Here is a 21,891-nt window from a genome sequence, read left to right on the forward strand (position 1 = left end):
GCTGCGGAAGGTGGCGAGATATGCCCACTCAGGAAGCAGTACGAGCCGAAGAAACGCTGATCCACGTTCTCTGGATCAACGCCGGACTCAGTTGTGACGGTGACTCGGTCGCCTTGACGGCGGCCACGCAGCCGAGCATCGAAGAAATCGCTCTCGGCGCCCTGCCCGGTCTGCCCAAGATCGCCGTGCACTGGCCGCTCATCGACTTCGAGTGCGGCCCGAACGGCGGCGCCGATGATTTCCTGGAGTGGTTCTTCAAGGCCGACCGCGGGGAACTCGAGCCGTTCGTTCTGGTGGTCGAGGGCTCGATCCCGAACGAGCAACTCAAGGAAGAGGGCTACTGGTGCGGGTTCGGCAACAATCCCGCCACCGGACAGCCCATGACGACCAGCGAATGGCTGGATCGTCTCGCGCCGAAGGCCACGGCCATCGTGGCGGCGGGCACCTGCGCGACCTACGGCGGCATCCACGCGATGGCGGGCAACCCGACCGGCGCGATGGGCGTGCCGGATTACCTCGGCTGGGACTGGAAGAGCAAGGCGGGCATTCCGATCGTGTGCGTGCCGGGCTGCCCGATCCAGCCGGACAACATGTCGGAGACGCTCACCTATCTGCTCTACATGGCGACCGGACAGGCGCCGATGATCCCGCTCGACGAGGCGTTGCGGCCCAAGTGGCTGTTCGGGGCGACCGTGCACGAGGGCTGCGACCGGGCGGGCTACTACGAGCAGGGTGAGTTCGCCACCGAGTACGGCTCGCCGAAATGCATTGTGAAGCTCGGCTGCTGGGGGCCCGTGGTCAAGTGCAACGTCCCCAAGCGCGGCTGGATCAACGGCCTGGGTGGCTGCCCGAACGTCGGCGGCATCTGCATCGGCTGCACCATGCCGGGCTTCCCGGACAAGTTCATGCCGTTCATGGACGAACCACCGGGCGGGAAGCTCTCGTCCAGCGCATCGGGGCTCTACGGATCGGTGATCCGCAGCCTCCGTCACATCACCGGACGCACCGTCGACAAGGAGCCGCACTGGCGGCACCGGGGCCGGAAGCTGGAGACCGGCGCGACCCGCACTTGGTAGGAGGATCTCTGATGACACAGATCATCCCGGAGCCGTCGCACCGGACGATCGAGCCGGACCGTCTCGTCGAGATGGCGTGGGACCCGATCACCCGCATCGTCGGCAGCCTCGGCATCTACACCAAAATCGACTTCGAGAACCGGGAAGTGGTCGAGTGCCACAGCACCTCGTCCATCTTCCGCGGCTATTCGATCTTCATGAAGGGCAAGGACCCGCGCGACGCGCACTTCATCACCAGCCGCATCTGCGGCATCTGCGGTGACAATCACGCCACCTGTTCGTGCTACTGCCAGAACATGGCCTACGGCGTGCGCCCGCCGCACCTCGGCGAGTGGGTGGTGAACCTGGGCGAAGCCGCCGAGTACATGTTCGACCACAACATCTTCCAGGAGAACCTGGTCGGCGTGGACTACTGCGAGAAGATGGTCTCCGAGACCAACCCGGGCGTGCTGGCCAGGGCGGAGAACACCGAGGCGCCGCACGCGGGCGACCACGGGTATCGCACGATCGCCGACATCATGCGGGCGCTCAACCCGTTCACCGGTGAGTTCTACCGGGAGGCGCTACAGGTCAGCCGGATCACCAGGGAGATGTTCTGCCTGATGGAAGGCAGGCACGTCCACCCGTCCACGCTGTATCCCGGTGGACCCGGCACGGTCGCGACGATCCAATTGATGACCGATTACCTGTCCCGGCTGATGCGCTATGTGGAGTTCATGAAGAAGGTCGTGCCGATGCACGACGACCTGTTCGACTTCTTCTACGAGGCGCTGCCCGGCTACGAGAAAGTCGGTCTGCGGCGCACGCTGCTGGGTTGCTGGGGCTCGTTCCAGGACCCGGAGTTCTGCAATTTCGAGTACAAGGACATGGCCGACTGGGGCCGCAAGATGTTCGTCACCCCCGGCGTCGTGGTCGACGGCAAACTGCTGACCACCTCCCTGGTCGACATCAACCTCGGCCTGCGGATCCTGCTGGGCAGTTCGTACTACGAGGACTGGACCGATCAGGAGATGTTCGTGCAGACCGATCCGCTGGGCAACCCGGTGGACCGGCGCCATCCCTGGAACCAGCACACCAATCCCCGGCCGCAGAAGCGAGACCTGGACGAGAAGTACAGCTGGGTGATGTCGCCACGCTGGTTCGACGGCACCGACCACCTCTCGCTGGACACCGGAGGCGGCCCGCTGGCCCGGCTGTGGTCTACGGCGCTGGCCAACCTCATCGACATCGGGTATGTGAAGTCGACCGGGAACAGCGTGCAGATCAACCTGCCGAAGACCGCGCTCAAAGGCCCGGTCACGCTGGAGTGGAAGATCCCGGTGCACGGCAGCAACACTCTCGAGCGCAACCGCGCGCGCACCTATTTCCAGGCGTACGCGGCGGCCTGCGCGCTGCACTTCGCGGAGAAGGCGATGGCGGAGATCCGGGCCGGCCACACCAAGACCTGGGAGAAGTTCGAGGTCCCCGAGGAAGGCATCGGCTGCGGCTTCACCGAGGCGGTGCGCGGCGTGCTGTCGCATCACATGGTGATCCGGGACGGCAAGATCGCCAACTACCACCCGTATCCGCCGACGCCGTGGAATGCCAGCCCGCGCGACAGCTACGGCACGCCCGGCCCCTACGAGGACGCGGTGCAGGGCCAGCCGATCTTCGAGGAGAACGATCGCGAGCACTTCAAGGGCATCGACGTCATGCGCACGGTGCGCAGTTTCGATCCGTGCCTGCCGTGCGGCGTGCACATGTACCTCGGCAACGGAAAGTCGCTGGAGAAACTGCACTCACCGACGCAGACGCTCACCCCCGAGTGAGTCCGCGTCGGGCGAAACGACCGGAGGTGACGGTGGAGGATCGCCCGGACGACCAGGACGACGCGACATTCGGTGAGACCCGGTGGCGGGAAGCCGGCGATCGCATCGAGACCTTGCTCGAGGCGAGTTCGGCGGGCGGCGCGCTCGCCCGCGAGCGCGCCGAGCAACTGGTGCGCGAACTGGTCGGACTCTACGGCGCGGGGCTGACCCGCGCGGTCGCGCTGCTCGACGCGGACGCGGTCGAGCGGTTGGCCCGTGACGATCTGGTCGCCAGCCTGCTGCTGGTGCACGGGTTGCATCCGCACGATGTGTCCACCCGGGTGCGCACCGCGCTGGACAGCGTGCGCCCCTACCTCGGTTCGCACGGCGGTGACGTCCACCTGGTCGACATCGTCGACGGGGTGGTCCGCTTGGAACTGGCGGGTAGCTGCAAGAGCTGTCCGTCCTCGTCGGTGACGCTCGAACTGGCCGTCGAGGACGCGGTGCGGGCGGCGGCGCCGGAAATCGAGTCCATCGAAGTGGTGGCCGCGCAGACGGAGTCGGCGGGGGTGATCTCCGCCGACTCGCTGTTCTCCCGCGTGCGCGCGGACGGCGCACGGTCCGGCAACTGGGTCGCGGTGCCCGAACTGGCCGAGTTGAGCGCGGGCGAGGTGGGCGGCTTCGACGTCGCCGGGCTGATCGTGCTGGCCTGCCGGGTCGGCGAGGAACTGTACGCCTACCGGGACCACTGTCCCGGCTGCGACGGCTCCCTCGCGGGCGCGGTGCTGGAACGGCGCGTGGGATTCCCGGCCGGTGACGCGGTGCTGCGGTGCCCCACCTGCCGGGCGCACTACGACGTGGTGCACGCGGGGGCCCGGGTCGACGGCGACGGGCATCTCGAACCGCTTCCCGTGCTCGTGCGATCCGGCGAACTGTCGGTGGCGGTGCCGGTGGGGGTGCACGGGTGAGCACACCGTTTCGCGCGCTCCAGCGAATCGCCGCCGACCGCGGGCCCGCTCCCCGGCCCGGCGAACGGTGCGAGATGTGCGCGGAGCCGATCGCCGAGCAGCACCAGCACGTGGTGAACGTCGAGGGCAGGCAGCTGATGTGCGTGTGCCGCGGCTGCTATCTGCTGTTCGTCGACCAGAACGCGGCGCTGCGCTATCGAGCGGTGCCGGATCGGTATCTCGCGTTCCCCGATTTCACGATCAGCCGGGCGGAGTGGGACGCGCTGGAGATCCCGGTGAACCTGGCGTTCTTCTTCCGCAATTCCGCGCTGGAGCGGACGGTGGCGTTCTATCCCGGGCCCGCGGGCGCGACGGAATCGGAACTGCCGCTGGAGCAATGGAACGCGATCCTGCACCGGCATCCCGAGCTGGATGTGCTCGCTGCCGACGTGGAAGCGCTGCTCATCCGGGTGCCCGACCGCCGCACCGAGCAGGCGGCCTGCCTGCTGCTGCCGATCGACGCCTGCTACGAGTTCGTCGGCCGGATGCGGCTGCTGTGGCACGGCTTCGACGGCGGTCAGGACGTGCACCGGTATCTGGAACAGTTCTTCGCCGAGGCGTCGGCGCGCGCGAGAGCCGGGGGTGCGGCATGAGCCCGGTGTACTCGACGACGTTCGCCGTGCTCGAGATGAAACCCGAGCCGTACGCCGTCGCGCCGATCCTATCCGCGCGCGTCGGCATCGCCGCGCTCGCGGAGGAACCCGTGCACGCCATCGCCCTGCGCGCGCAGGTGCGCATCGAGCCCTTCCGCCGCGGCTACTCCGACGAGGAGGCCGCGGGCCTGGTCGATCTGTTCGGTCCGCGCGAACGCTGGCACGAGACCCAGCGTTCGTTTCTCTGGATGCACTGCGCCACCATGATTCCGGGTTTCACCGGCGGCGCCGAAGTGGATCTGCCGATGCCGTGCACCTACGACTTCGAGGTGACCGGTTCGAAGTACCTGCACGCGTTGCGCGACGGTGTGGTTCCGCTGCTTTTCCTGTTCAGCGGCACCGTTTTCATCCGGGGCAGTACCGGATTCGCCATCCAGCAGATCCCGTGGGATCGCGAGGACAAGTTCGAGATGCCCGTGGCGGTGTGGCAGAACCTGATGGCCGCGTACTTCCCGAATTCGGGGTGGGTGCGGCTGCACAACGACACCCTCCGTGCGCTGGCCGCCTACAAGTCCGGCCACGGCCTGCCCGGTTTCGACGACGCGGTGACCCGCCTGCTGACCAGCACCGAGGAGACGCCGTGACGACCGCCGACGCCCGCGCCCGCGCTCGTGCCGTTGCCGACGCGGTGCTCTACGAGGGCTACTTGCTCTACCCCTACCGGGCCGACGCGCGCAAGAACCAGTCGCGATGGCAGTTCGGCGTGCTGGGTCCGCGCGGAGCCGCCGCCGCAGGGGTCGGGGAGGAGCAGACGCTGTCGGCGCAGTGCCTGGTCGCCCCCGGCGAACATCCGGAGATCACCCTGACCGTCCGGTTCCTCCAGCTCCAGCGCCGCCAAGTGATGGACGCCGACGGCGCGTCCGTCGCCGAGTGGTCCGACGGCGAGCGGTCGTGGCTGTCCTGGGACGAGGCGGTCGAGCGGGAGGTCGTCATCGGTCCGGTCCCGCCGGGCCGCCTCGTGCGGGCACTGGACATCCCGGGCGGCCGCGACACCGAGGAGATCGCCACGACCGCCGCCCCCGGGCGAGGCACGCTCGTGCGTACCCGGCTGCCGCTGGCAGGCGAGCTGGAACTCGCGGCCGACCGGGACGACGGCTTCGCGCGGCTTACCGTCATCCTGCGCAATGTGGGCGAACCCGCGACCGACCAGCGCGACGCCATCGCCCGCTCGCTGATCGGCGCGCACGTCATCGCGGAGATCACCGGCGGAGAGTTCGTCTCGCTGCTGGAACCGCCGCCGGACGCGGTGGCCGCGGCCGCCCGCTGCGATCGGTACCGCTGCTTCCCGGTGCTCGCGGGGCCGCCCGGCGACTACAGCATGCTGCTGATCTCGCCGATCATCCTCTACGACCACCCGGAGATCGCGGAGCAGAGCGAAGGCGCGCTGTTCGACTCCACCGAGATCGACGAGATCCTCACGCTGCGGATCCTCACGATGACCGACGCGGAGAAGGCGCGGGCGCGGGCCACCGATCCGCGCGCGGCGGAGATCATCGACCGCTGCGAAGCCATGTCACCCGACGCGATGCGGCAGCTGCACGGGGTGCTGCGCGACCCGCACGCCGAGGGGCCGGGACTGATCCCGGAGATCCCCGAGGGCCTCGATTGGTGGGACCCGTCGGCCGACCAGGCCGTACGCCCCGACCTCGACGCGGTGCCGGTCGCGGGCGTGCTCGTGCGCAAGGGCAGCAGGGTCCGGCTGCGTCCGTCGCGGCGGGCCGACGCCCAGGATCTGTTCTTCGACGGCCGGTGCGCCCGGGTCGTCTCGGTCCACGAGGACGTGGACGGGCAGGCGCACGTCGGGGTCGTGCTGGACGACGACCCGGCGGCCGAGTTGCACGAATGGTACGGCCGCTACCTGTATTTCGCCCCCGACGAAGTGGAGCCGCTCGACGGCACCGAGAAGTGAAAGGAAGTCCGCTATGGAAACCGTGGGAGTGGTGTCGACAACCGTCGTCGCCGTGCTGGTGGCTGCGGGAGTGTATCTCGGCGTGCGCTCGATCCCGGATCTGCGGCGATACCTCAAGATCCGGCACATGTAGCGGCCGACCGGAAAGGAGCATCATGGCTGAGCATCGCGAAGAGCCGCAATCGGCACGGGGCGCGCCTGGTTCGCGCGACACCGGCGCCGACGTCGCGGCCGGAGGGCCCGCGGATCGGGAGCCGGGGCACATCGACCACGAGGAGATGACCTCCGCGCACTCCGACGACGCCAAGAAGGGCACCGAGTTCACCTCGCAAGCCCCGCCCGGCACCGAATCGGCGGCGCCTCCCTACGACGAGCGCAAGGAGACCGCCAACGCCCCCTCCGAGACGGCGACCGGAAAGGTCGACGACGCGCGGGTGGGCGGCGCGACAACGCCGACCGAGGAAGAGGGGTGAATCCACGGGCGCGGTGCTGATCGCCGGGATCGGCAACATCTTCCTCGGCGACGACGGATTCGGACCCGAGGTGGTGCGGCGGCTGCCGCCCCACCCCGACCCGGGCGTGCGCGCGGTGGACTACGGCATCCGGGGCATGCACCTCGCCTACGACCTGCTGGACCCCTGGGCCGCGCTGGTGCTGATCGACGCGCTGCCCGATCGCGGCGCACCCGGCCGGATCGAGGTGTTCGCCGCCGCACCGGAGGACACCGGCGCCGCGCATCTCGACGCGCACGCGATGAACCCGGACGCGGTCTTCGCCGGAGTGCGCGCCCTGGGCGGTGCGCTCCCACCCACCGTGGTGATCGGCTGCCAGGTCGCCTGCGTGGCGGAGGGCATCGGCCTGTCCGAGCCGGTCGCCGCGGCGGTGGACGAGGCGGTGGTGGCCGTGGGCGGTGTGCTCGCCGAGTTGCTGTCCACCGGCGCACCCGATGGTTCCGAGCCGCTGCGGCGGGCCACAGCGCGACAGGAGGACTGACGATGTGTCTGGGCATCCCGGGACGCGTGCTGGCGATCCCCGACGGCTACCACGGCCAGATCGCGCTGGTCGAGGTGTCCGGCGAGCAGCGGAAGGTGAACATCGGCCTGCTCGACGAGGATCCGGCCCGGCCGGGTGACTGGGTGATCATCCACATGGGCTTCGCGGTGGAGAAGACCGACGAGGCCGGGGCCACGGCGGCGCTGGACGGATTGCGCCTGCTGCAACGCGGAGACCTGCCATGACCACCCAGCGGCTGCGACGTCGCCTGCTCGTGCGGGGTGTGGTCCAAGGTGTCGGGTTCCGCCCGTTCGTCTACACCACCGCCGCCGAGCTGTCGCTGTCCGGCAGCGTCGGCAACGACAGCAGTGGCGTCGTCATCGAAATCGAGGGAGCCCCGCCGGATCTGGACCGGTTCGCCGAGCGGCTGCGGCTGCGCCCGCCGCCGCTGGCGGTGGTCGAGGCGGTCGAGCAGGCCGACATCCCGGTGCGTGGCGGCACCGGCTTCCACATCGCGGGTACCACCCGCGACGGCGGTGGCCGCACGCTGGCCTCTCCCGATGTCGCGATCTGCGCGGACTGCGAACGCGAGTTGCGCGACCCCGGGAACCGCCGCTATCGCCATCCGTTCGTCAACTGCACCAATTGTGGTCCGCGTTTCACCATCATCGCGAGTCTGCCCTACGACCGCGAGCGGACATCGATGGCCGACTTCGCCATGTGCGCCCGGTGCGCGCGGGAATACGCCGATCCCGCCGACCGCCGCTTCCACGCGCAGCCGATCGCCTGCCCCGACTGCGGTCCCACGCTCGCGTACACCGGACCGGGAGCCGGTGCGCCGCTGACGGCCGCGCGGCAGCTGCTGCGCGCGGGCGGCATCCTGGCAGTCAAAGGCATCGGCGGATACCACCTGGCCTGCGACGCGACCGACGAGACGGCCGTGGCGCAGTTGCGCAGGCGCAAACGCCGCGGGGACAAGCCGTTCGCCGTGATGGTGCCGGATCTCGCGACGGCAAGGGCCATCGTCGCCGTCGACGACGCCGCCGCGGCGCTGCTGACCAGCCCGGCTCGCCCGATAGTGCTGCTCACTCGCCGGTCCGCGGCCGGTGAATTCCGCTCGTTCGCAGCCGATTCGATCCGCACCGCTCAGCCGGGTGAAGACATCGCGTCGGTGGGCGTGGCGCGGGCGTGCCCACCTATCCCGGCTCCCTCGGTGGCGCCCGGCAACCCGGACCTGGGCGTCATGCTCGCCTACACCCCGCTGCATCTGTTGCTGTTCGGTCTGCCCGGCGACCCGCCCGGTCCGCAGGCGCTGGTGATGACCTCCGGCAACCTCGGCGGCGAGCCGATCTGCTACCAGGACGAGGACGCCCGCACCCGGCTGGCCGGGCTGGCCGACGGCTGGCTGACGCACAATCGGCGCATCCTGGTGCCCTGTGACGACTCGGTGGTGCGTTCGCTCGACGGCCGGGAACTGCCCGTCCGGCGCTCGCGCGGCTATGCGCCGCTGCCGCTGCTGCTACCGGTTCCGCTGCCGCCGACGCTCGCCGTCGGCGCCGACCTCAAGAACACCTGCGCGGTGGCCGACGGCCGATACGCCTGGCTGAGCCAGCACATCGGCGACATGGACGATCTGGCGACGCTGCGCTCCTTCGACGCGGCCCAGCGCCACCTCGCGGAACTCACCGGGGTGCGGCCCACCCAACTGGTCGCCGACGCGCATCCCGGCTACCGCTCCACCGCGTGGGCGCGCAGGCACGCGGGTGAGCGAGCTGTGTACACCGTCCAGCACCACCACGCGCACATCGCCGCCGTCATGGGTGAGCACGGACTCGGCGCGAGCGACCAGGTGGTCGGCATCGCCTTCGATGGCACCGGATACGGACCGGACGCGGCGGTGTGGGGCGGTGAGGTGCTGCTCGCGGGTTACAAGGGCTATCGCCGCCTGGCCCATCTGAAATACGTGCCGCTGGCAGGCGGCGATCTCGCGGTGCGCAGGCCCTACCGCATGGCGCTGGCGCATCTGCGGTCGGCCGGGATCGAGTGGACCGAGGATATTCCGGCGGTCGCGGCATGTCCGCCCGCCGAGCGTTCGGTGCTGGCCCACCAGTTCCGGACCGGTTGGGGCTGCGCTCCCACGTCGAGCATGGGCCGGCTGTTCGACGCGGTGTCCTCGCTGTGCGGCGTGCGGCACGTCGTCGACTACGAAGCGCAGGCGGCCATCGAGCTGGAAGGGTTGTCCCGGGCGGGCGCCGAAGGCGCCACCGCATACCGGTTCCCCCTGCTCGATGGTGATCCCGCCCTGATCGATCCCGCACCGGTGCTCGCGGATGTGGTCGCCGACGTGCGCGCGGGCGCACCCGCGCGGGTGGTGGGCGCCCGGTTCCACGCCGCCGTCGCCCGGCTGGTGCTCGAGCTCGCGGCTCGCTACGCCGCCCCGGCGACGGTCGTCGCCCTGTCCGGCGGCGTTTTCCAGAACGCCCTGCTGCTCGCGCGATCGTGTGCGCTGCTGCGCGACAACGGCTTCACCGTGATCACCCACCACCGACTGCCGCCCAACGACGGCGGCCTCGCGTTCGGGCAACTCCTCGCGTGCAGCGAGGGATGAGCGAAGGAGAGCAACGATGTGTCTTGCGGTACCAGGCAAAGTGCTCAGCCTGCACGAGCGGGACGGCACGCTGATGTCGGTCGTCGACTTCGGCGGCGTGCACAAGGATGTGTGCCTGCAATACATCCCGGACGCGGCGATCGGTGACTACGTCGTGGTCCACGTCGGTTTCGCGATCCAGCGACTGGACGAGGAGTCCGCGTTGCGGACCCTGGCCGAGTTCGAGCACCTCGGCGTACTGAACGAGGAATTCGGCGACGGTTTCGCCATCGCCGCGAAGCAGGCGGGCATGGACAATCCAGCCGCCGAGCCATCACGCGAGGAACCGGAGGCCCGGTCATGAAATACCTGGACGAATTCAGCAATCCCGAGCTGGCCCAGCGCCTGCTCGATCGGATCCGCACCGCGACCAGCCGCCGCTGGGCGATCATGGAAGTCTGTGGCGGACAGACCCATTCGATCATCCGCCACGGCATCGACCAACTGCTGCCCGACCAGATCGAGATGATCCACGGCCCCGGCTGCCCGGTCTGCGTCACCCCACTCGAGGTGATCGACAAGGCACTGGAGATCGCCGCGCAGCCGGGCGTGATCTTCTGCTCGTTCGGCGACATGCTGCGCGTGCCCGGCAGCGCCAAGGACCTGTTCCGGGTCAAGAGCGAAGGCGGTGACGTCCGGGTGGTGTACTCGCCGCTGGACGCGCTGAACCTCGCCAAGGAGAATCCCGACCGGGAAGTCGTGTTCTTCGGCATCGGCTTCGAGACCACCGCTCCGGCCAACGCGATGACGGTGTACCAGGCGAAGCGCTTGGGCATCCGGAACTTCTCGCTGCTGGTATCGCACGTGCTGGTCCCGCCTGCCATCGCCGCGATCATGGAGTCGCCGACCTGCCGGGTGCAGGGGTTCCTCGCCGCCGGGCACGTCTGCACCGTGATGGGCACCGACGAGTATCCGCCGCTGGCAGAGCATTACAAGGTGCCGATGGTGGTCACCGGGTTCGAGCCGCTGGACATCCTGGAGGGCATCCGCCGCACCGTGCTGCAACTGGAGTCGGGCAGGCACGAACTGGAGAACGCCTACCCGCGCGCGGTGTCCGCGGCGGGCAATCCCGCGGCGAAGGCCATGCTGCAGGACGTCTTCGAGGTCACCGACCGAGCCTGGCGGGGCATCGGCGTGATCCCGCGCAGCGGCTGGCGGCTGTCGGATCGCTATCGCGAGTTCGACGCCGAACACCGCTTCGCCGTGGGCGACCTGCACACCGCCGAATCGACCATCTGCCGTTCCGGTGAGGTGCTGCAAGGGTTGATCAAACCCAACGAGTGCGCCGCCTTCGGCAAGCAGTGCACGCCGCGTAACCCGCTGGGCGCCACGATGGTGTCCTCCGAAGGCGCGTGCGCCGCCTACTACCTGTACCGGCGGCTCGATCTGCCCGCGGAGGTGGCCCATGCGTGAGAACGGCGCCGCCCCCGTGGCGATCGACGTGGAGGGCTGGGTCTGCCCGATGCCGCTGCGGGACGCGCCGAACATCGTGATGGGCCACGGCGGCGGCGGAGCGATGTCCGGCGAACTGATCGAGCATCTGTTCCTGCCCGCGTTCGGCTCGGCCGCGCACGCCGACCTCGGCGACTCCGCGGTGGTCACGCTCGACGGCGCGCGACTGGCCTTCTCCACCGACTCGTTCGTGGTGAAACCGATCGTGTTCCCCGGCGGCACGATCGGTGAGCTCGCGGTCAACGGCACGGTGAACGATCTGGCCATGTCCGGTGCGCGCCCGATGGTGCTGTCCACCGCGTTCATCCTGGAGGAGGGCACCGCGCTGGCCGACATCGCGCGCATCGCGCAGGCGGTCGGCACCGCCGCGCTGGCGGCGGAAGTCCAGCTGGTCACCGGCGACACCAAGGTCGTGGACGCCGGACACGGAGACGGGATCTACCTCAACACCGCGGGAATCGGCGTGGTGGCCCCCGAGGTCGACATCCGGCCGCAGCGCGCGCGGCCGGGCGACGTCGTGCTGGTCAGCGGTGACATCGGCGTGCACGGTGTCGCGGTGCTCAGCTGCCGCGAAGGACTGGAATTCGGCACCACCGTGCTCAGCGACACCGCGCCGCTGCACGGCTTGGTCGCGGCGATGCTGGCCACCGGCGCCGACGTGCACGTGCTGCGCGACCCCACCCGCGGCGGCGTCGCGGCCTCGCTCAACGAGATCGCCCGCGCCGCGGGGGTCGGCGTATCCCTGGACGAGCGGCAGCTGCCGGTGCCCGACGGCGTGCGCGACGCGTGCGGGCTGCTCGGCCTGGACCCGATGTACGTGGCCAACGAGGGCAAGCTGCTGGCGTTCGTCGCGCCCGAGGACGCCGATCGCGTACTCGCGGCGATGCGGGAGCACCCGCTGGGCGCGCAGGCCGCGGTGATCGGCCGGTGCGTCGCCGAACATCCCGGCATGGTGGTCGCCCGCACCGCGCTCGGCGGGACCCGGGTGGTGGACCTGCCCGCGGGCGAGCAATTGCCGCGGATCTGCTGACGGCGGACGCAACGGTCCGGAGCCAGAAGGCGAGGTGTGGATCATCGTTCGGATCGCCGATAGCCCCTCGGCGGCGCCCCGACCACTGGACGGACGGCAGCGGCGCGGCGTCGCGGGGATGGCGGCGGTCGTCGTCACCCTGCACGTCCTCGGGTGGTCGGCACTGCTGCTGGTCGTGGTCCCCGGCGGGTACGTCGTGGACGGTGCGGTGTTCGGCGTCGGTCTCGGCGTCACCGCGTACACGCTCGGGATGCGGCACGCCTTCGACGCCGACCACATCGCCGCCATCGACAACACCACCCGCAAGCTGGTCGCCGACGGGCGCAAGCCGCTGTCGGTGGGGTTCTGGTTCTCCCTCGGCCACTCCACCATCGTCTTCGTCCTGGTCGCGCTACTGGCGTTCGGCGTCAAGGCGCTGGCGGGAAACCTGCGGGACGAAAAGTCCGGGCTGCACCGCTGGACCGGGGTGTTCGGAACCGGTGTGTCGGGAACCTTCCTGCTCGCCATCGGCCTGTTGAACCTGGTCTCCTTGATCGGGATCTGGCGGGTGTTCCGCGGCATGCGTCGCGGGACGTACGACGAGGCCGCGTTGCGGCAGCAGTTGGACGACCGCGGCGCCTTGCAGCGGGTGATCGGCCCGCTGACCCGAACGGTGCGCGCGCCGTGGCAGATGTACCCGGTCGGACTGCTGTTCGGCCTCGGCTTCGACACCGTCACCGAGGTGAGCCTGCTGGTGATCGCGGGCGGCGCGGCGGCGACCGCCCTGCCGTGGTACGCGATCCTGGTGCTACCGGTGTTGTTCTCGGCGGGAATGACGCTGTTCGACGCGCTGGACGGCGCGTTCATGAACTACGCGTACGGGTGGGCGTTCGCGGGGCCGCTGCGCAGCGTCTACTACAACATCGTCGTCACGGGCCTGTCGGTCGTGGTGGCCCTGCTGATCGGCGCGCAGGAGATGATCTCGGTGCTGGCCGACGAATTCGGCATCGCCGACGGTCCGGTGGCCTGGGTCGGCGGGCTGGATCTCGGCGCCATGGGCTTGCTGATCGCCGGACTGTTCGTGCTCACCTGGGCGGTGGCGGTGGCGGTGTGGCGACTCGGCAGGCTCGAAGAGCGCTGGTCCGTCGAGCGTGCCGGTGGAAGGCCCCGCCGATGACGGGCGGCGGCGCGGAGATGTTCGCCCGGTACGCCTACGCGCCCAACCGGCTCGGCTACTGCGGGCCGCCCGACGCGGCCGCGTTGCGGGACGGCTCGGAAGAACAGGTGCGCGCGGTGGCGCGCCGGTTCACCGGCGCGTGGCCCTACCTGCGGGTGATGGCCCGGATGACCGGCATCGCCGATCCGCTGGACCGCAGGCTCGTGGAATCCTATTGGCTGGGCGGTGGAATCGGTGCGAGCCTGGACCCCGGTGAGTTCACCGCGGAACTGCTGAGTCTGCTCGGCCCGGTCGCGGGCGGGTACTGGACGCATCTGACCCCGCGGTTGGCCGAGGAGGCCGCGGCCAACCATTGTTTCCACGTCTTCGGTGTCTACCCGTGGTCGCGGCTGCTCCGGCACGGCAACGCACATCCCCTGCATGTCCTCGACAGCTGCCGAATCACCTGGGGAACGGTCCTCGACCGCAGCGGCGGCGAGGTCTCGCTGCGCTGCCGCAGGCTCCGTTGGGATGGAGAACGCCTCACGCTGTCGGCGGAGACGTCCGAGTCCGTGCCGATCCGGGTGGACGGGTACGCGGCGCTGCCGGACGTGGCGGCGGGGGAGCGGGTCGCGGTGCATTGGGGGCGGCTGTGCGGGCGACTGGACGCCGCCGGGGTGCGGGCTCTGGAGGCGGGCACGGTGCGTCAGCTGGAGGTCACCAATCGGCGGCTGGCCGCGCGGCGGAGCCCGGCGAGCTGACGAACTCCGTGCCGCGCCGCCGAGCGCGAACGCCGAATTCGTGGCGGCGGGCTTCATCGCCCCACAAGGTCACCGTCGTCGTCCGAGGCCTATGGCGATGTTTCCATTCGGACGCAAAGATCCGATCGGTGGAAATGCGCAGCCCTCGACAGTGAATTCGTAAGGCGCGACGACGTTTTTCGGCAACCGTGCTCGGAGTAGAATGTACACAGCCGTCGATCTCGACCGCGAGGAGTGCCGCGTGGATTCGCCAATGGTCGCCCGGGCGGAAAATTCAACGCTACCCAGAATTGTTTCCCGGTGATTATCACGGCGTGTGACCGCGTTTCCTCACCTTCGAGTCCGATGAGCTGACCTGCTTCTCGAGTCCTGCTGAAGGGAGGTGAACCACCGTGATGGATCAGCTGATGGGGATGGCGCGCGACTGGTGGAATCGCATGTTCCCCGGCATGCAGATGCCGATGTTGCCAATGATGCCGATGATGTAGTAGCCGTTCCGCAGACGGAAAGTCGAATGATGTCGCGGTGTGGCGTGCGAGTGTTCGGTCACCGAACCGGTGCGACCAACCGAGCGCGTTACGCGCCGAGTATTCGACGGCCGAGAATCGACCCCGGGGTCGATTATGGTCGACCCGATGCGCGGTGTGAATGTCCCGCGTGGCGGGTAAGACTACTTTCGTCATCGACCTGATCGACCTCGGCGGAGGTATGCGATGAGCGGCGATCCACGGCAGGGAAAGCGGCCGGTGAGTGCGGTGCTGGCCGGTCCGTACGGGCATCCGTTCCATCCGATACTCGTCACCGTCCCGATCGGCGCCTGGGTCGCCAGTTTCGTATTCGACATCGCGTCCCGCCTCGTCGACGATCCGGACTTCCTGGTCGAGGGATCGTCCTGGTTGATCGCGATCGGCGTGCTGGGCGCCTTGACCGCCGCGACGATCGGGTTCCTCGATCTGCTCGCGATCCCGACCGGCACGCCCGCCTTCCGTACCGGCTTGCTGCACATGACGCTCAACTTGCTCGTGACCGTCGCCTACGCGCTGGGTTTCGTGTGGCGGCGGGGTGCGGACCTCGCGGTCGCGGTCCCGGCCGGGCCGCTGGCGCTGTCGGCGGCGAGCCTGGTGACGCTGGCGTTTTCCGGGTATCTCGGCGGCAAGCTGGCTTATCGCTATGGCGTGCGGGTCGCCGACGAAACCACCCAAGCCGGCGGCTTCACCCACTGAATCCCTTCGCACCCCTCAGGAGGCACACCATGGGCATCGCCGCACTGGTTTCCTGGCTGCTCACCGCGGGCGGCGGGTTCTTCATGCTCGGCACATGGATCGCCCGGGGCGGGACGCGGCAGCCGAGTTCCACCCAGCTGCCCGTGCCGGTCGTGTTCGGTCACTTCACGCTCGCCGTGGCCGGACTGATCTGCTGGATCCTCTACCTCGTCCTCGACACGGACGCACTGGCGTGGGTCGCGTTCGTACTGCTGATCCCCGTCGCGCTGCTCGGATTCGCGATGCTGCTGCGCTGGCTGCCCACCTACCGTGCCCGTTCGGCGGGTACGGCGGAACCTCCCGAAGGGCATTTTCCCGTCGCCATCGTCGCGGGCCACGGCGTGCTGGCCGTGCTCACCGTCGTGCTGGTGCTGCTGACCGCACTCGGCGTTGGCACGAGCTGACACCCCGTCGTACCCGGCTCCGATCCTCGGCCGCACCGGAACGCGCATCACCGAAGGTGCACGGCGGTGTCACTGGTCCGCTCATTTCGCGCAGGCTCTTCCGGGTACATCGGCGCAGGTCGGCGCGGTGAGATCGTAGACGGCGACATTGCCGATGTGTACCGCGGTGTAGTGCGCAGACACCCACTCGGCGATGTCTTGGTGCCCGGCCGGGCGCCACCATCCGTTGTCCGAGCCCGGCCCGGCGGGCGCCTCGGCCCGGCCGGGCACACGCCACGAATCGGGCAGCCGCACCTCTTGCGCGAGGTAGTACGTCACCTGATGAGTGCGGACCATGGTCTGGAATTCGTCGAGGGTGGGTACCGGGTCGTCGGAGGTGAAACCGCCGATGGCGACGACCGGGGTGTGGCTGGCGAGCTCGAGCGACGCGGCGACCGAGGAGCGGTCCACGGCGGCCGACCAGGTTGTGGAGGTGTCACGCAACAGCGCGGAAAGTCGAGGTTCGACCTCTCCGTTCACGAACGAGGTGACCTCGCGGCGCACGTCGTTCCCCGGATCCGGAGCCGCGGGCTCGGCGGGACCGACGGTCGGGCTGCCCCCGGTATGGGCCTGCGGCAGGGTGGCCGCGGCGTACGCCGTCGATCCGCCGATGCCTGCGAGCACACCCGAGACGACGAGCAGCGAGACGGCTCCGGCCCGCACCCGCCGCGCCCCGCCGGGGAACGCGGCGGCGACCAGTGCCAGCGCCGCCGCCGCCGAGACCACCGCGAGCGTCCACCGCAGGGGCGGCAGCCACTCGGGGTTGCGGTCGAGCAGGACGAACGCCCACAGACCCGACGTGAGCACCAGTGCGGCGGCGCCGAGTCGGCCGAACGCCGCGGACCGCCGCCGCCACGTCTCGGCCACCCCGATCGCGAACATCCCGGCCACGGCGGGACCGATCGCCAGCGTGTAGTAGGCATGCATGCCGCCGCGCATCACGGTGAACGCGATGCCGTCGACGATCAGCCACAACCCGAAAGCCAATGCGGCCGCGCGGATCGGGTCGGTGCGAGGCGCCCGCCCACGGGAGACGAGCACCAAGACGAAGGCGAGCAGGGCAGCCGGAAGCAGCCAGGAGATCTCGAATCCGATCTCGCCGCTGAACAGGCGAACCGGACTCGGTCCGGTCGATCCGGCGAACCCGCCACCGGTATGACCGGCGGCCGGTGGCATCTCGTATCCGGGCGGCAGCGCGAACCGGTTACCACCGCGGTGATTGTGCCCCAGGAAACGAGCGAACCCGTTGTAGCCCAGCACCAGATCCATGAAGGTGTTGTTCGTCGAGCCCGCCAGGTAGGGCCGCGCGGTGGCGGGCCACAGGACGGTCAGCAAGACATACCAGCCCGAGGAGACGACCAGCGCCGCCGCGGCGGCGGACAAGTGCAGCAGGCGTTTTCGCGCCGAAACCGGCGCGACGATCAGATAGGTGAGCGCCAAGGCGGGCAGCACCATGAGCCCTTCGAGCATCTTCGCCAGAAACGCGAATCCGAGCGCGACGCCCGCCAGCATCAGCCAGCGCGCGCTCGCCTTCCGCGCCGCCCGGAGCGTGCAGTACGCGCCCGCGGTCATCAGCAGCACCATCACGGCGTCCGGATTGTTGAATCGAAACATCAACGCCACCACCGGCGTTGCCGCCAGGACGGCTCCGGCCAGCAGACCGGCGGCCCGGTTGGCGGTCGCCTCGGTGACCATCGCGTACAGCAATGCCACCGCGGCCACGGCCATCAGCGCCTGTGGCGCCAGCATGCTCGCACTGCCGAATCCGAACAGCTGCCCCGATACGCCCATCACCCATTGCGACACCGGCGGTTTGTCCACCGTGATGAAGTTGCCCGGATCGAGGGAACCGAACAGCACCGCCTTCCAGTTCCGTGCACCGGACCAGGCTGCCGCGGCATAGAAGTCGTTGCCCATCCCGTTGACCGTGATGTGCCACAGATACGCGACCGCGGTCCCGATCAGCAGGAGGGACAGCCCCGCGCGCTCCCACCCTCGCGCGGGCGGTAAGCCGGCCGATCCGGCGCGGGTGGCAATCGGATGCGCATCGGGCACGGCGGCCGCGGCGGGGATCGTTGTCACCGCTGGAGCTTCGCAAGTGTCCTGGTGATGCGCCTGCGCATCAGCTGGCAATCAGCTGTGAGTGCCGCGCCCTGTGCCGTTCGCGGGAACGCCGACGGCGCGCATCAGCGCACAGCCGGCGTTCGTCGTTCCTACGAAACCGTCAGATCTTGCGGATGACCGTGACGACCTTGCCGAGAATCTGGGCGTCGTTACCGGGAATCGGCTCGAAGACGGGGTTGTGCGGCATCAGCCAGACGTCCTTGCCGGTGCGCTTGAAGGTCTTCACCGTGGCCTCCCCGTCGATCATCGCCGCGACGATGTCGCCGTTGTCGGCGACGTTCTGCTGTCGCACGACCACCCAGTCGCCGTCGCAGATCGCCGCGTCGATCATGGACTGGCCGACCACCTTCAGCAGGAACAGGGAACCGTCGCCGACCAGCTCGCGCGGCAGCGGGAAGACGTCCTCCACGGCCTGCTCGGCCAGGATCGGGCCACCGGCGGCGATGCGACCGAGCACCGGGACGAACGTGGGAACGGGGCGGTCGACGTCGACGGTGATCTCACCGTCGTCGACCGCCGCGGCCGGCAGGCTGGTCACCGACCGCACCACCTCGTCCAGGCCCCGGACGTCCACGGCGCGTGGCCGGTTCGGATCGCGGCGCAGGTAGCCCTTGCGCTCCAGGGCGCGCAGCTGATGGGCGACCGACGAGGTGGACGTGAGGCCGACGGCGTCACCGATCTCCCGGATGCTCGGAGGGTAGCCGCGCTCGCTCACCGAGGAGCGGATCACCTCCAGCACTTTGCGCTGACGCACGGTGAGATCCGCTCCGCTACCCGCCGCGTCGGCGCCGCTCTCGGTCTCGTCACCCGTGTCGTCCGTCTGCCTCACCGCAACCGCCCTTTCCTGCTGTGCCAGGCCGGTCGGTCCCCGGCATGTGTCCTCATGGCCTGTCGTGTCTTCGGTTCTTCGAATCTAGTCCGGTCGCGCCGCTGGATCAAACATCTGTTCGACGCATGTCGGGTGTTCCTGCTGACTTTGTCGGCGACGCGTGGTAGAAATCGAACACCAGTTCTTCGAACACATGAGCGAATAGCGACTGAACACGTGTTCGAACAGCTCGAACGCCGACGGAGCACCTACCACGGAGGTTTGTCCGATGAGCACTGCGATCAGCGATGTCACCCCTTCCCTCGGCTCGGCGGTCGCGCAACCCGAGCGCCCCGCCGATCCCGATCGGGACGATCTCGGCTACGAGACCGCCCGGCGGTTGCTGTGTGACGGCGCGCGTGCCCGCGCGCTGACACCCGCGCACCGCTCCGTGGCCGATCGGCGCCCGCCCGGGGCGCGTCCCCGCGCCGGAGCGGTCGCCTACGACCGGAATTCGCGACCGCTCGCACGGCGGCGCCGTCATGGTGAACACCCGATGCGCCGGGTCGAGCAAGCGCAGATCGGGTTCGCCGTCCTCGCCGTCACCGCGCTGGTCACCGCCTTGGTGGTGGCGGGGTTGATCGCCTTGGCGCATGTGCGGGCGGGCGAGTGGGGCGGTGATGCCGGTCGGCCGGTACCGGCGGTGGTGGACGGCCCGGGTGCGCCCGTGGGCGGCATTTCGCGCTGAGCGGAAGGGAATTCGGCCACCTTGGGCGGCCGGATTTGTTGATCGACAAACTAGAACGTGTTGCTACCGTGCTGAAAACGTGATCCGGGCGACACCGCCCGAACGATGTCGGGATCTTTCAGCACATGACACTCCTCAGCGCAGGCCGCTCGGTTCGCCTCTTACTCCGCGCGGTCGCCTTGTCCCTCTGTCTGGTCCTCGGACTCGGCGCAGCCTCGATCGCCCGGGCGGAACCCGCGTACGCGGCCTATCTGGACCTGCCCTCCGTCAACGGTGCCGGTGCGGGGGCGGGCGGACTCGATCCCGCTCTGCCACTGAACGAATCGGATCTCGCCGAGGCGTTGCGGCAGGCACGGGCCGACGGTGTGGCGCCGCGCCGCTACGCGACACTGCTGCACCAGTACTGGCTGGTGATCGCCACCGGGAACGCCGATATCGATCTGGCGGCCTGGGATCCCGGGCAGGGCCCGCGTGCGAATGAACGCACGTTCAACCAGGTCTATGTCAACTACCTGCGGCTGGCCACGAGCCACCCGGAGTTCTACTGGGCGGGGCTGGCCGGCATCGCGGGCGGTTCGTTCGCCTCCGGATTCTTCGACATGGGGGATGTGGGCGTGGTCCTGGACGCGCCCGGCATCCATCGGCTCGGCGACGCGGTCGCCGATCTGCTGCGCGCGACCCCGCCGGAATTGACGCGGGCGCTGCCGGAGGACATCCGGCTGCTAGCCACCGAGGGCTCCCGCCTGAGCGCCGCGGACGTCGCCTGGTATCAGACCCGCCTGATGATCATGCAGAAGCACATCTTCACGGATCTGGTGCCGATGCACGAAGCCTACGTCGCGCTGGGCATGCGTGGGATCGATGAGATGTACGCGGCGGGTGTGCTCGACGACGACATCCACACCGCGTGGCAGTCGATCGCCTCGGGCACCAGGGACGGATACATCGACGCGCTGATCCGGATGACCGATCGGGAACAGAACCACGTCGTCGCCGACCAGTGGGACGAGACGTCGGCGGGCCGGGCGCCGATCGGCCGCGTGCTCACCTATGTCAGCACCATCGCGGGCAAACCCGGAGTGCCGGGTGTCCGCGCGCCCGGCGTATTCGCCCCCACAGTGGTCGGCGCCGAGGTAGGTGGCCGCAGCCTCGCGCTCCGCGTGCCGTTGCCCGACTTCAACTGGGCCGATCGTGAGACGCGCTGGCACTACATCACCGGTGACCTGGTGCCCCGCCATATCGATATGGAGACCGACCCCGCCGTGGCCGGTGCCGTCCTCGGCGAGGCGTTCTGGGGCAAACTGGCCCGTGGCCGCCTCGCCGCCCGATTGCCGGACCTCCTCGCCGACCTGACCGCGCACTGGCAGATCGCCGGATGAGGAAGCCGCGTCCGGCAGCGGGGGAGAGTGCGGCAAATCGGGAACCCGGACGGGTATCCTCGAAGTGTTATGCAGGTATTCCGCGTGTCGCACGAGGAATGTCTGGTGCCGGGGTATAGACCTCTGTACACGGGCTCGCCGGACCGATCGCCCCGATCGGTGCCCGGTCCGGACGCGAGCACGCGCATCGACGAAGGATTTCTCGGATGCATTGCCCGTACTGCCGACACCCCGACTCCCGGGTGGTGGACTCGCGCGAGGCCGACGAAGGCGCGGCCATCCGCCGGCGTCGCGCCTGCCCGCAGTGTGGGCGGCGGTTCACCACCGTGGAGACCGCCATCCTGTCGGTGGTCAAGCGGAGCGGCGTCACCGAGCCGTTCAGTCGCGAAAAGGTCATCCGGGGTGTGCGCCGGGCCTGCCAAGGTCGTGAAGTCGACGACGACGCGCTGAACCTGCTGGCGCAGCAAGTGGAGGACGCGGTGCGCGCCAAGGGATCTCCCGAGGTGCCCAGTCACGAGGTGGGGCTGGCCATCCTGGGCCCGCTGCGCGATCTCGACGAGGTGGCCTACCTGCGGTTCGCTTCGGTCTACCGGTCGTTCACCTCGGCCGAGGACTTCGAACGCGAGATCCGGGAGATGCGCCAGGCGCGCGCCGAAGCGCTGTCGGCCGCCGACTGA

22 protein-coding genes are annotated in these 21,891 nt (G+C 69.3%); 20 read left to right on the plus strand and 2 right to left on the minus strand.

The features are described 5' to 3' along the window. The first annotated feature begins 20 nt into the window (after positions 1–20). The 17 genes from ABZ803_RS07905 to ABZ803_RS07985 all read left to right on the plus strand — a co-directional run bounded on the left by ABZ803_RS07905 (position 21) and on the right by ABZ803_RS07985 (position 16,116). Positions 21–1,076, plus strand: coding sequence for a hydrogenase expression protein HypE (locus tag ABZ803_RS07905; protein WP_062974012.1), 1,056 nt, complete (start codon positions 21–23; stop codon positions 1,074–1,076). 11 nt (positions 1,077–1,087) lie between these two features. Continuing rightward, a complete protein-coding gene (locus tag ABZ803_RS07910; protein ID WP_357034105.1) occupies positions 1,088–2,884 on the plus strand; it encodes a nickel-dependent hydrogenase large subunit in 1,797 nt (598 codons plus the stop codon). 32 nt (positions 2,885–2,916) lie between these two features. Then, complete coding sequence (locus ABZ803_RS07915) at positions 2,917–3,831, plus strand: NifU family protein (protein ID WP_357034373.1); 915 nt, start codon at positions 2,917–2,919, stop codon at positions 3,829–3,831. Beyond that, on the plus strand, positions 3,828–4,463 hold the full coding sequence (locus ABZ803_RS07920) for a DUF5947 family protein (RefSeq protein ID WP_357034107.1): 636 nt from the start codon (positions 3,828–3,830) through the stop codon (positions 4,461–4,463). Before ABZ803_RS07915 ends, ABZ803_RS07920 begins: the two co-directional genes overlap by 4 nt. After that, entirely contained in the window at positions 4,460–5,107 is a 648-nt protein-coding gene (locus ABZ803_RS07925; protein ID WP_062974006.1) for a DUF6084 family protein, read from the plus strand. Before ABZ803_RS07920 ends, ABZ803_RS07925 begins: the two co-directional genes overlap by 4 nt. Continuing rightward, a complete protein-coding gene (locus tag ABZ803_RS07930; protein ID WP_357034109.1) occupies positions 5,104–6,432 on the plus strand; it encodes a hypothetical protein in 1,329 nt (442 codons plus the stop codon). The genes ABZ803_RS07925 and ABZ803_RS07930 overlap by 4 nt, the downstream gene beginning before the upstream one ends. Before the next feature lie 155 nt (positions 6,433–6,587). Then, complete coding sequence (locus ABZ803_RS07935) at positions 6,588–6,905, plus strand: hypothetical protein (RefSeq protein WP_063910407.1); 318 nt, start codon at positions 6,588–6,590, stop codon at positions 6,903–6,905. A 13-nt stretch (positions 6,906–6,918) separates the two neighbouring features. Further along, positions 6,919–7,425, plus strand: a complete 507-nt coding sequence (locus ABZ803_RS07940) for a hydrogenase maturation protease (protein WP_357034111.1) — start codon at positions 6,919–6,921, stop codon at positions 7,423–7,425. Positions 7,426–7,427: 2 nt separating this feature from the next. Then, complete coding sequence (locus ABZ803_RS07945) at positions 7,428–7,670, plus strand: HypC/HybG/HupF family hydrogenase formation chaperone (protein WP_040867901.1); 243 nt, start codon at positions 7,428–7,430, stop codon at positions 7,668–7,670. After that, positions 7,667–10,033, plus strand: coding sequence for a carbamoyltransferase HypF (locus ABZ803_RS07950; protein WP_357034113.1), 2,367 nt, complete (start codon positions 7,667–7,669; stop codon positions 10,031–10,033). Before ABZ803_RS07945 ends, ABZ803_RS07950 begins: the two co-directional genes overlap by 4 nt. A gap of 16 nt (positions 10,034–10,049) precedes the next feature. Beyond that, entirely contained in the window at positions 10,050–10,376 is a 327-nt protein-coding gene (locus tag ABZ803_RS07955; protein WP_357034115.1) for a HypC/HybG/HupF family hydrogenase formation chaperone, read from the plus strand. Beyond that, entirely contained in the window at positions 10,373–11,485 is a 1,113-nt protein-coding gene (hypD, locus tag ABZ803_RS07960; RefSeq protein ID WP_357034117.1) for a hydrogenase formation protein HypD, read from the plus strand. Before ABZ803_RS07955 ends, hypD begins: the two co-directional genes overlap by 4 nt. Further along, positions 11,478–12,554: a hydrogenase expression/formation protein HypE gene (hypE, locus tag ABZ803_RS07965; protein WP_357034119.1), complete on the plus strand. Its 1,077-nt coding sequence runs from the start codon at positions 11,478–11,480 to the stop codon at positions 12,552–12,554. The genes hypD and hypE overlap by 8 nt, the downstream gene beginning before the upstream one ends. A gap of 85 nt (positions 12,555–12,639) precedes the next feature. Beyond that, positions 12,640–13,710, plus strand: a complete 1,071-nt coding sequence (locus tag ABZ803_RS07970) for a HoxN/HupN/NixA family nickel/cobalt transporter (RefSeq protein ID WP_357034375.1) — start codon at positions 12,640–12,642, stop codon at positions 13,708–13,710. Beyond that, a complete protein-coding gene (locus ABZ803_RS07975; RefSeq protein ID WP_357034121.1) occupies positions 13,707–14,450 on the plus strand; it encodes a DUF6390 family protein in 744 nt (247 codons plus the stop codon). Before ABZ803_RS07970 ends, ABZ803_RS07975 begins: the two co-directional genes overlap by 4 nt. A 713-nt stretch (positions 14,451–15,163) precedes the next feature. Continuing rightward, on the plus strand, positions 15,164–15,673 hold the full coding sequence (locus ABZ803_RS07980; RefSeq protein WP_357034123.1) for a DUF2231 domain-containing protein: 510 nt from the start codon (positions 15,164–15,166) through the stop codon (positions 15,671–15,673). Positions 15,674–15,702: 29 nt separating this feature from the next. Beyond that, positions 15,703–16,116 (plus strand): hypothetical protein, encoded by a 414-nt coding sequence (locus ABZ803_RS07985; protein ID WP_062973988.1) that lies wholly within the window; start codon positions 15,703–15,705, stop codon positions 16,114–16,116. An 81-nt stretch (positions 16,117–16,197) separates the two neighbouring features. Here ABZ803_RS07985 and ABZ803_RS07990 read toward each other — a convergent pair whose 3' ends face one another. Further along, positions 16,198–18,237 carry a glycosyltransferase family 39 protein gene (locus ABZ803_RS07990; protein ID WP_357034125.1) on the minus strand — a complete coding sequence of 680 codons (2,040 nt, stop codon included), beginning with the start codon at positions 18,235–18,237 and terminating at the stop codon, positions 16,198–16,200. A 142-nt stretch (positions 18,238–18,379) separates the two neighbouring features. Then, complete coding sequence (gene lexA, locus ABZ803_RS07995) at positions 18,380–19,033, minus strand: transcriptional repressor LexA (protein WP_157172826.1); 654 nt, start codon at positions 19,031–19,033, stop codon at positions 18,380–18,382. Between the two features lie 343 nt (positions 19,034–19,376). On the opposite strand from lexA, the gene ABZ803_RS08000 reads away from it, so the two are divergent. The 3 genes from ABZ803_RS08000 (at position 19,377) to nrdR (ending at position 21,891) form a co-directional block, all read left to right on the plus strand. Next, positions 19,377–19,835, plus strand: a complete 459-nt coding sequence (locus tag ABZ803_RS08000; protein ID WP_357034127.1) for a hypothetical protein — start codon at positions 19,377–19,379, stop codon at positions 19,833–19,835. A gap of 125 nt (positions 19,836–19,960) precedes the next feature. Continuing rightward, positions 19,961–21,214, plus strand: a complete 1,254-nt coding sequence (locus tag ABZ803_RS08005) for a hypothetical protein (RefSeq protein WP_357034129.1) — start codon at positions 19,961–19,963, stop codon at positions 21,212–21,214. Between the two features lie 206 nt (positions 21,215–21,420). Continuing rightward, a complete protein-coding gene (gene nrdR / locus ABZ803_RS08010) occupies positions 21,421–21,891 on the plus strand; it encodes a transcriptional regulator NrdR (protein ID WP_040867881.1) in 471 nt (156 codons plus the stop codon).

The organism is Nocardia sp. NPDC047648 (assembly GCF_040642815.1).
GTDB lineage: Bacteria > Actinomycetota > Actinomycetes > Mycobacteriales > Mycobacteriaceae > Nocardia > Nocardia gamkensis.

Coding starts and splice junctions, on each gene's coding strand:
- ABZ803_RS08005 (WP_357034129.1), top strand. CDS start 19,961: ATGACACTCCTCAGCGCAGGCCGCTCGGTTCGCCTCTTACTCCGCGCG.
- ABZ803_RS07905 (WP_062974012.1), top strand. CDS start 21: ATGCCCACTCAGGAAGCAGTACGAGCCGAAGAAACGCTGATCCACGTT.
- ABZ803_RS07925 (WP_062974006.1), top strand. CDS start 4,460: ATGAGCCCGGTGTACTCGACGACGTTCGCCGTGCTCGAGATGAAACCC.
- ABZ803_RS07935 (WP_063910407.1), top strand. CDS start 6,588: ATGGCTGAGCATCGCGAAGAGCCGCAATCGGCACGGGGCGCGCCTGGT.
- ABZ803_RS08000 (WP_357034127.1), top strand. CDS start 19,377: ATGAGCACTGCGATCAGCGATGTCACCCCTTCCCTCGGCTCGGCGGTC.
- nrdR (WP_040867881.1), top strand. CDS start 21,421: ATGCATTGCCCGTACTGCCGACACCCCGACTCCCGGGTGGTGGACTCG.
- ABZ803_RS07975 (WP_357034121.1), top strand. CDS start 13,707: ATGACGGGCGGCGGCGCGGAGATGTTCGCCCGGTACGCCTACGCGCCC.
- hypD (WP_357034117.1), top strand. CDS start 10,373: ATGAAATACCTGGACGAATTCAGCAATCCCGAGCTGGCCCAGCGCCTG.
- ABZ803_RS07980 (WP_357034123.1), top strand. CDS start 15,164: ATGAGCGGCGATCCACGGCAGGGAAAGCGGCCGGTGAGTGCGGTGCTG.
- ABZ803_RS07945 (WP_040867901.1), top strand. CDS start 7,428: ATGTGTCTGGGCATCCCGGGACGCGTGCTGGCGATCCCCGACGGCTAC.
- hypE (WP_357034119.1), top strand. CDS start 11,478: ATGCGTGAGAACGGCGCCGCCCCCGTGGCGATCGACGTGGAGGGCTGG.
- ABZ803_RS07910 (WP_357034105.1), top strand. CDS start 1,088: ATGACACAGATCATCCCGGAGCCGTCGCACCGGACGATCGAGCCGGAC.
- ABZ803_RS07950 (WP_357034113.1), top strand. CDS start 7,667: ATGACCACCCAGCGGCTGCGACGTCGCCTGCTCGTGCGGGGTGTGGTC.
- ABZ803_RS07985 (WP_062973988.1), top strand. CDS start 15,703: ATGGGCATCGCCGCACTGGTTTCCTGGCTGCTCACCGCGGGCGGCGGG.
- ABZ803_RS07955 (WP_357034115.1), top strand. CDS start 10,050: ATGTGTCTTGCGGTACCAGGCAAAGTGCTCAGCCTGCACGAGCGGGAC.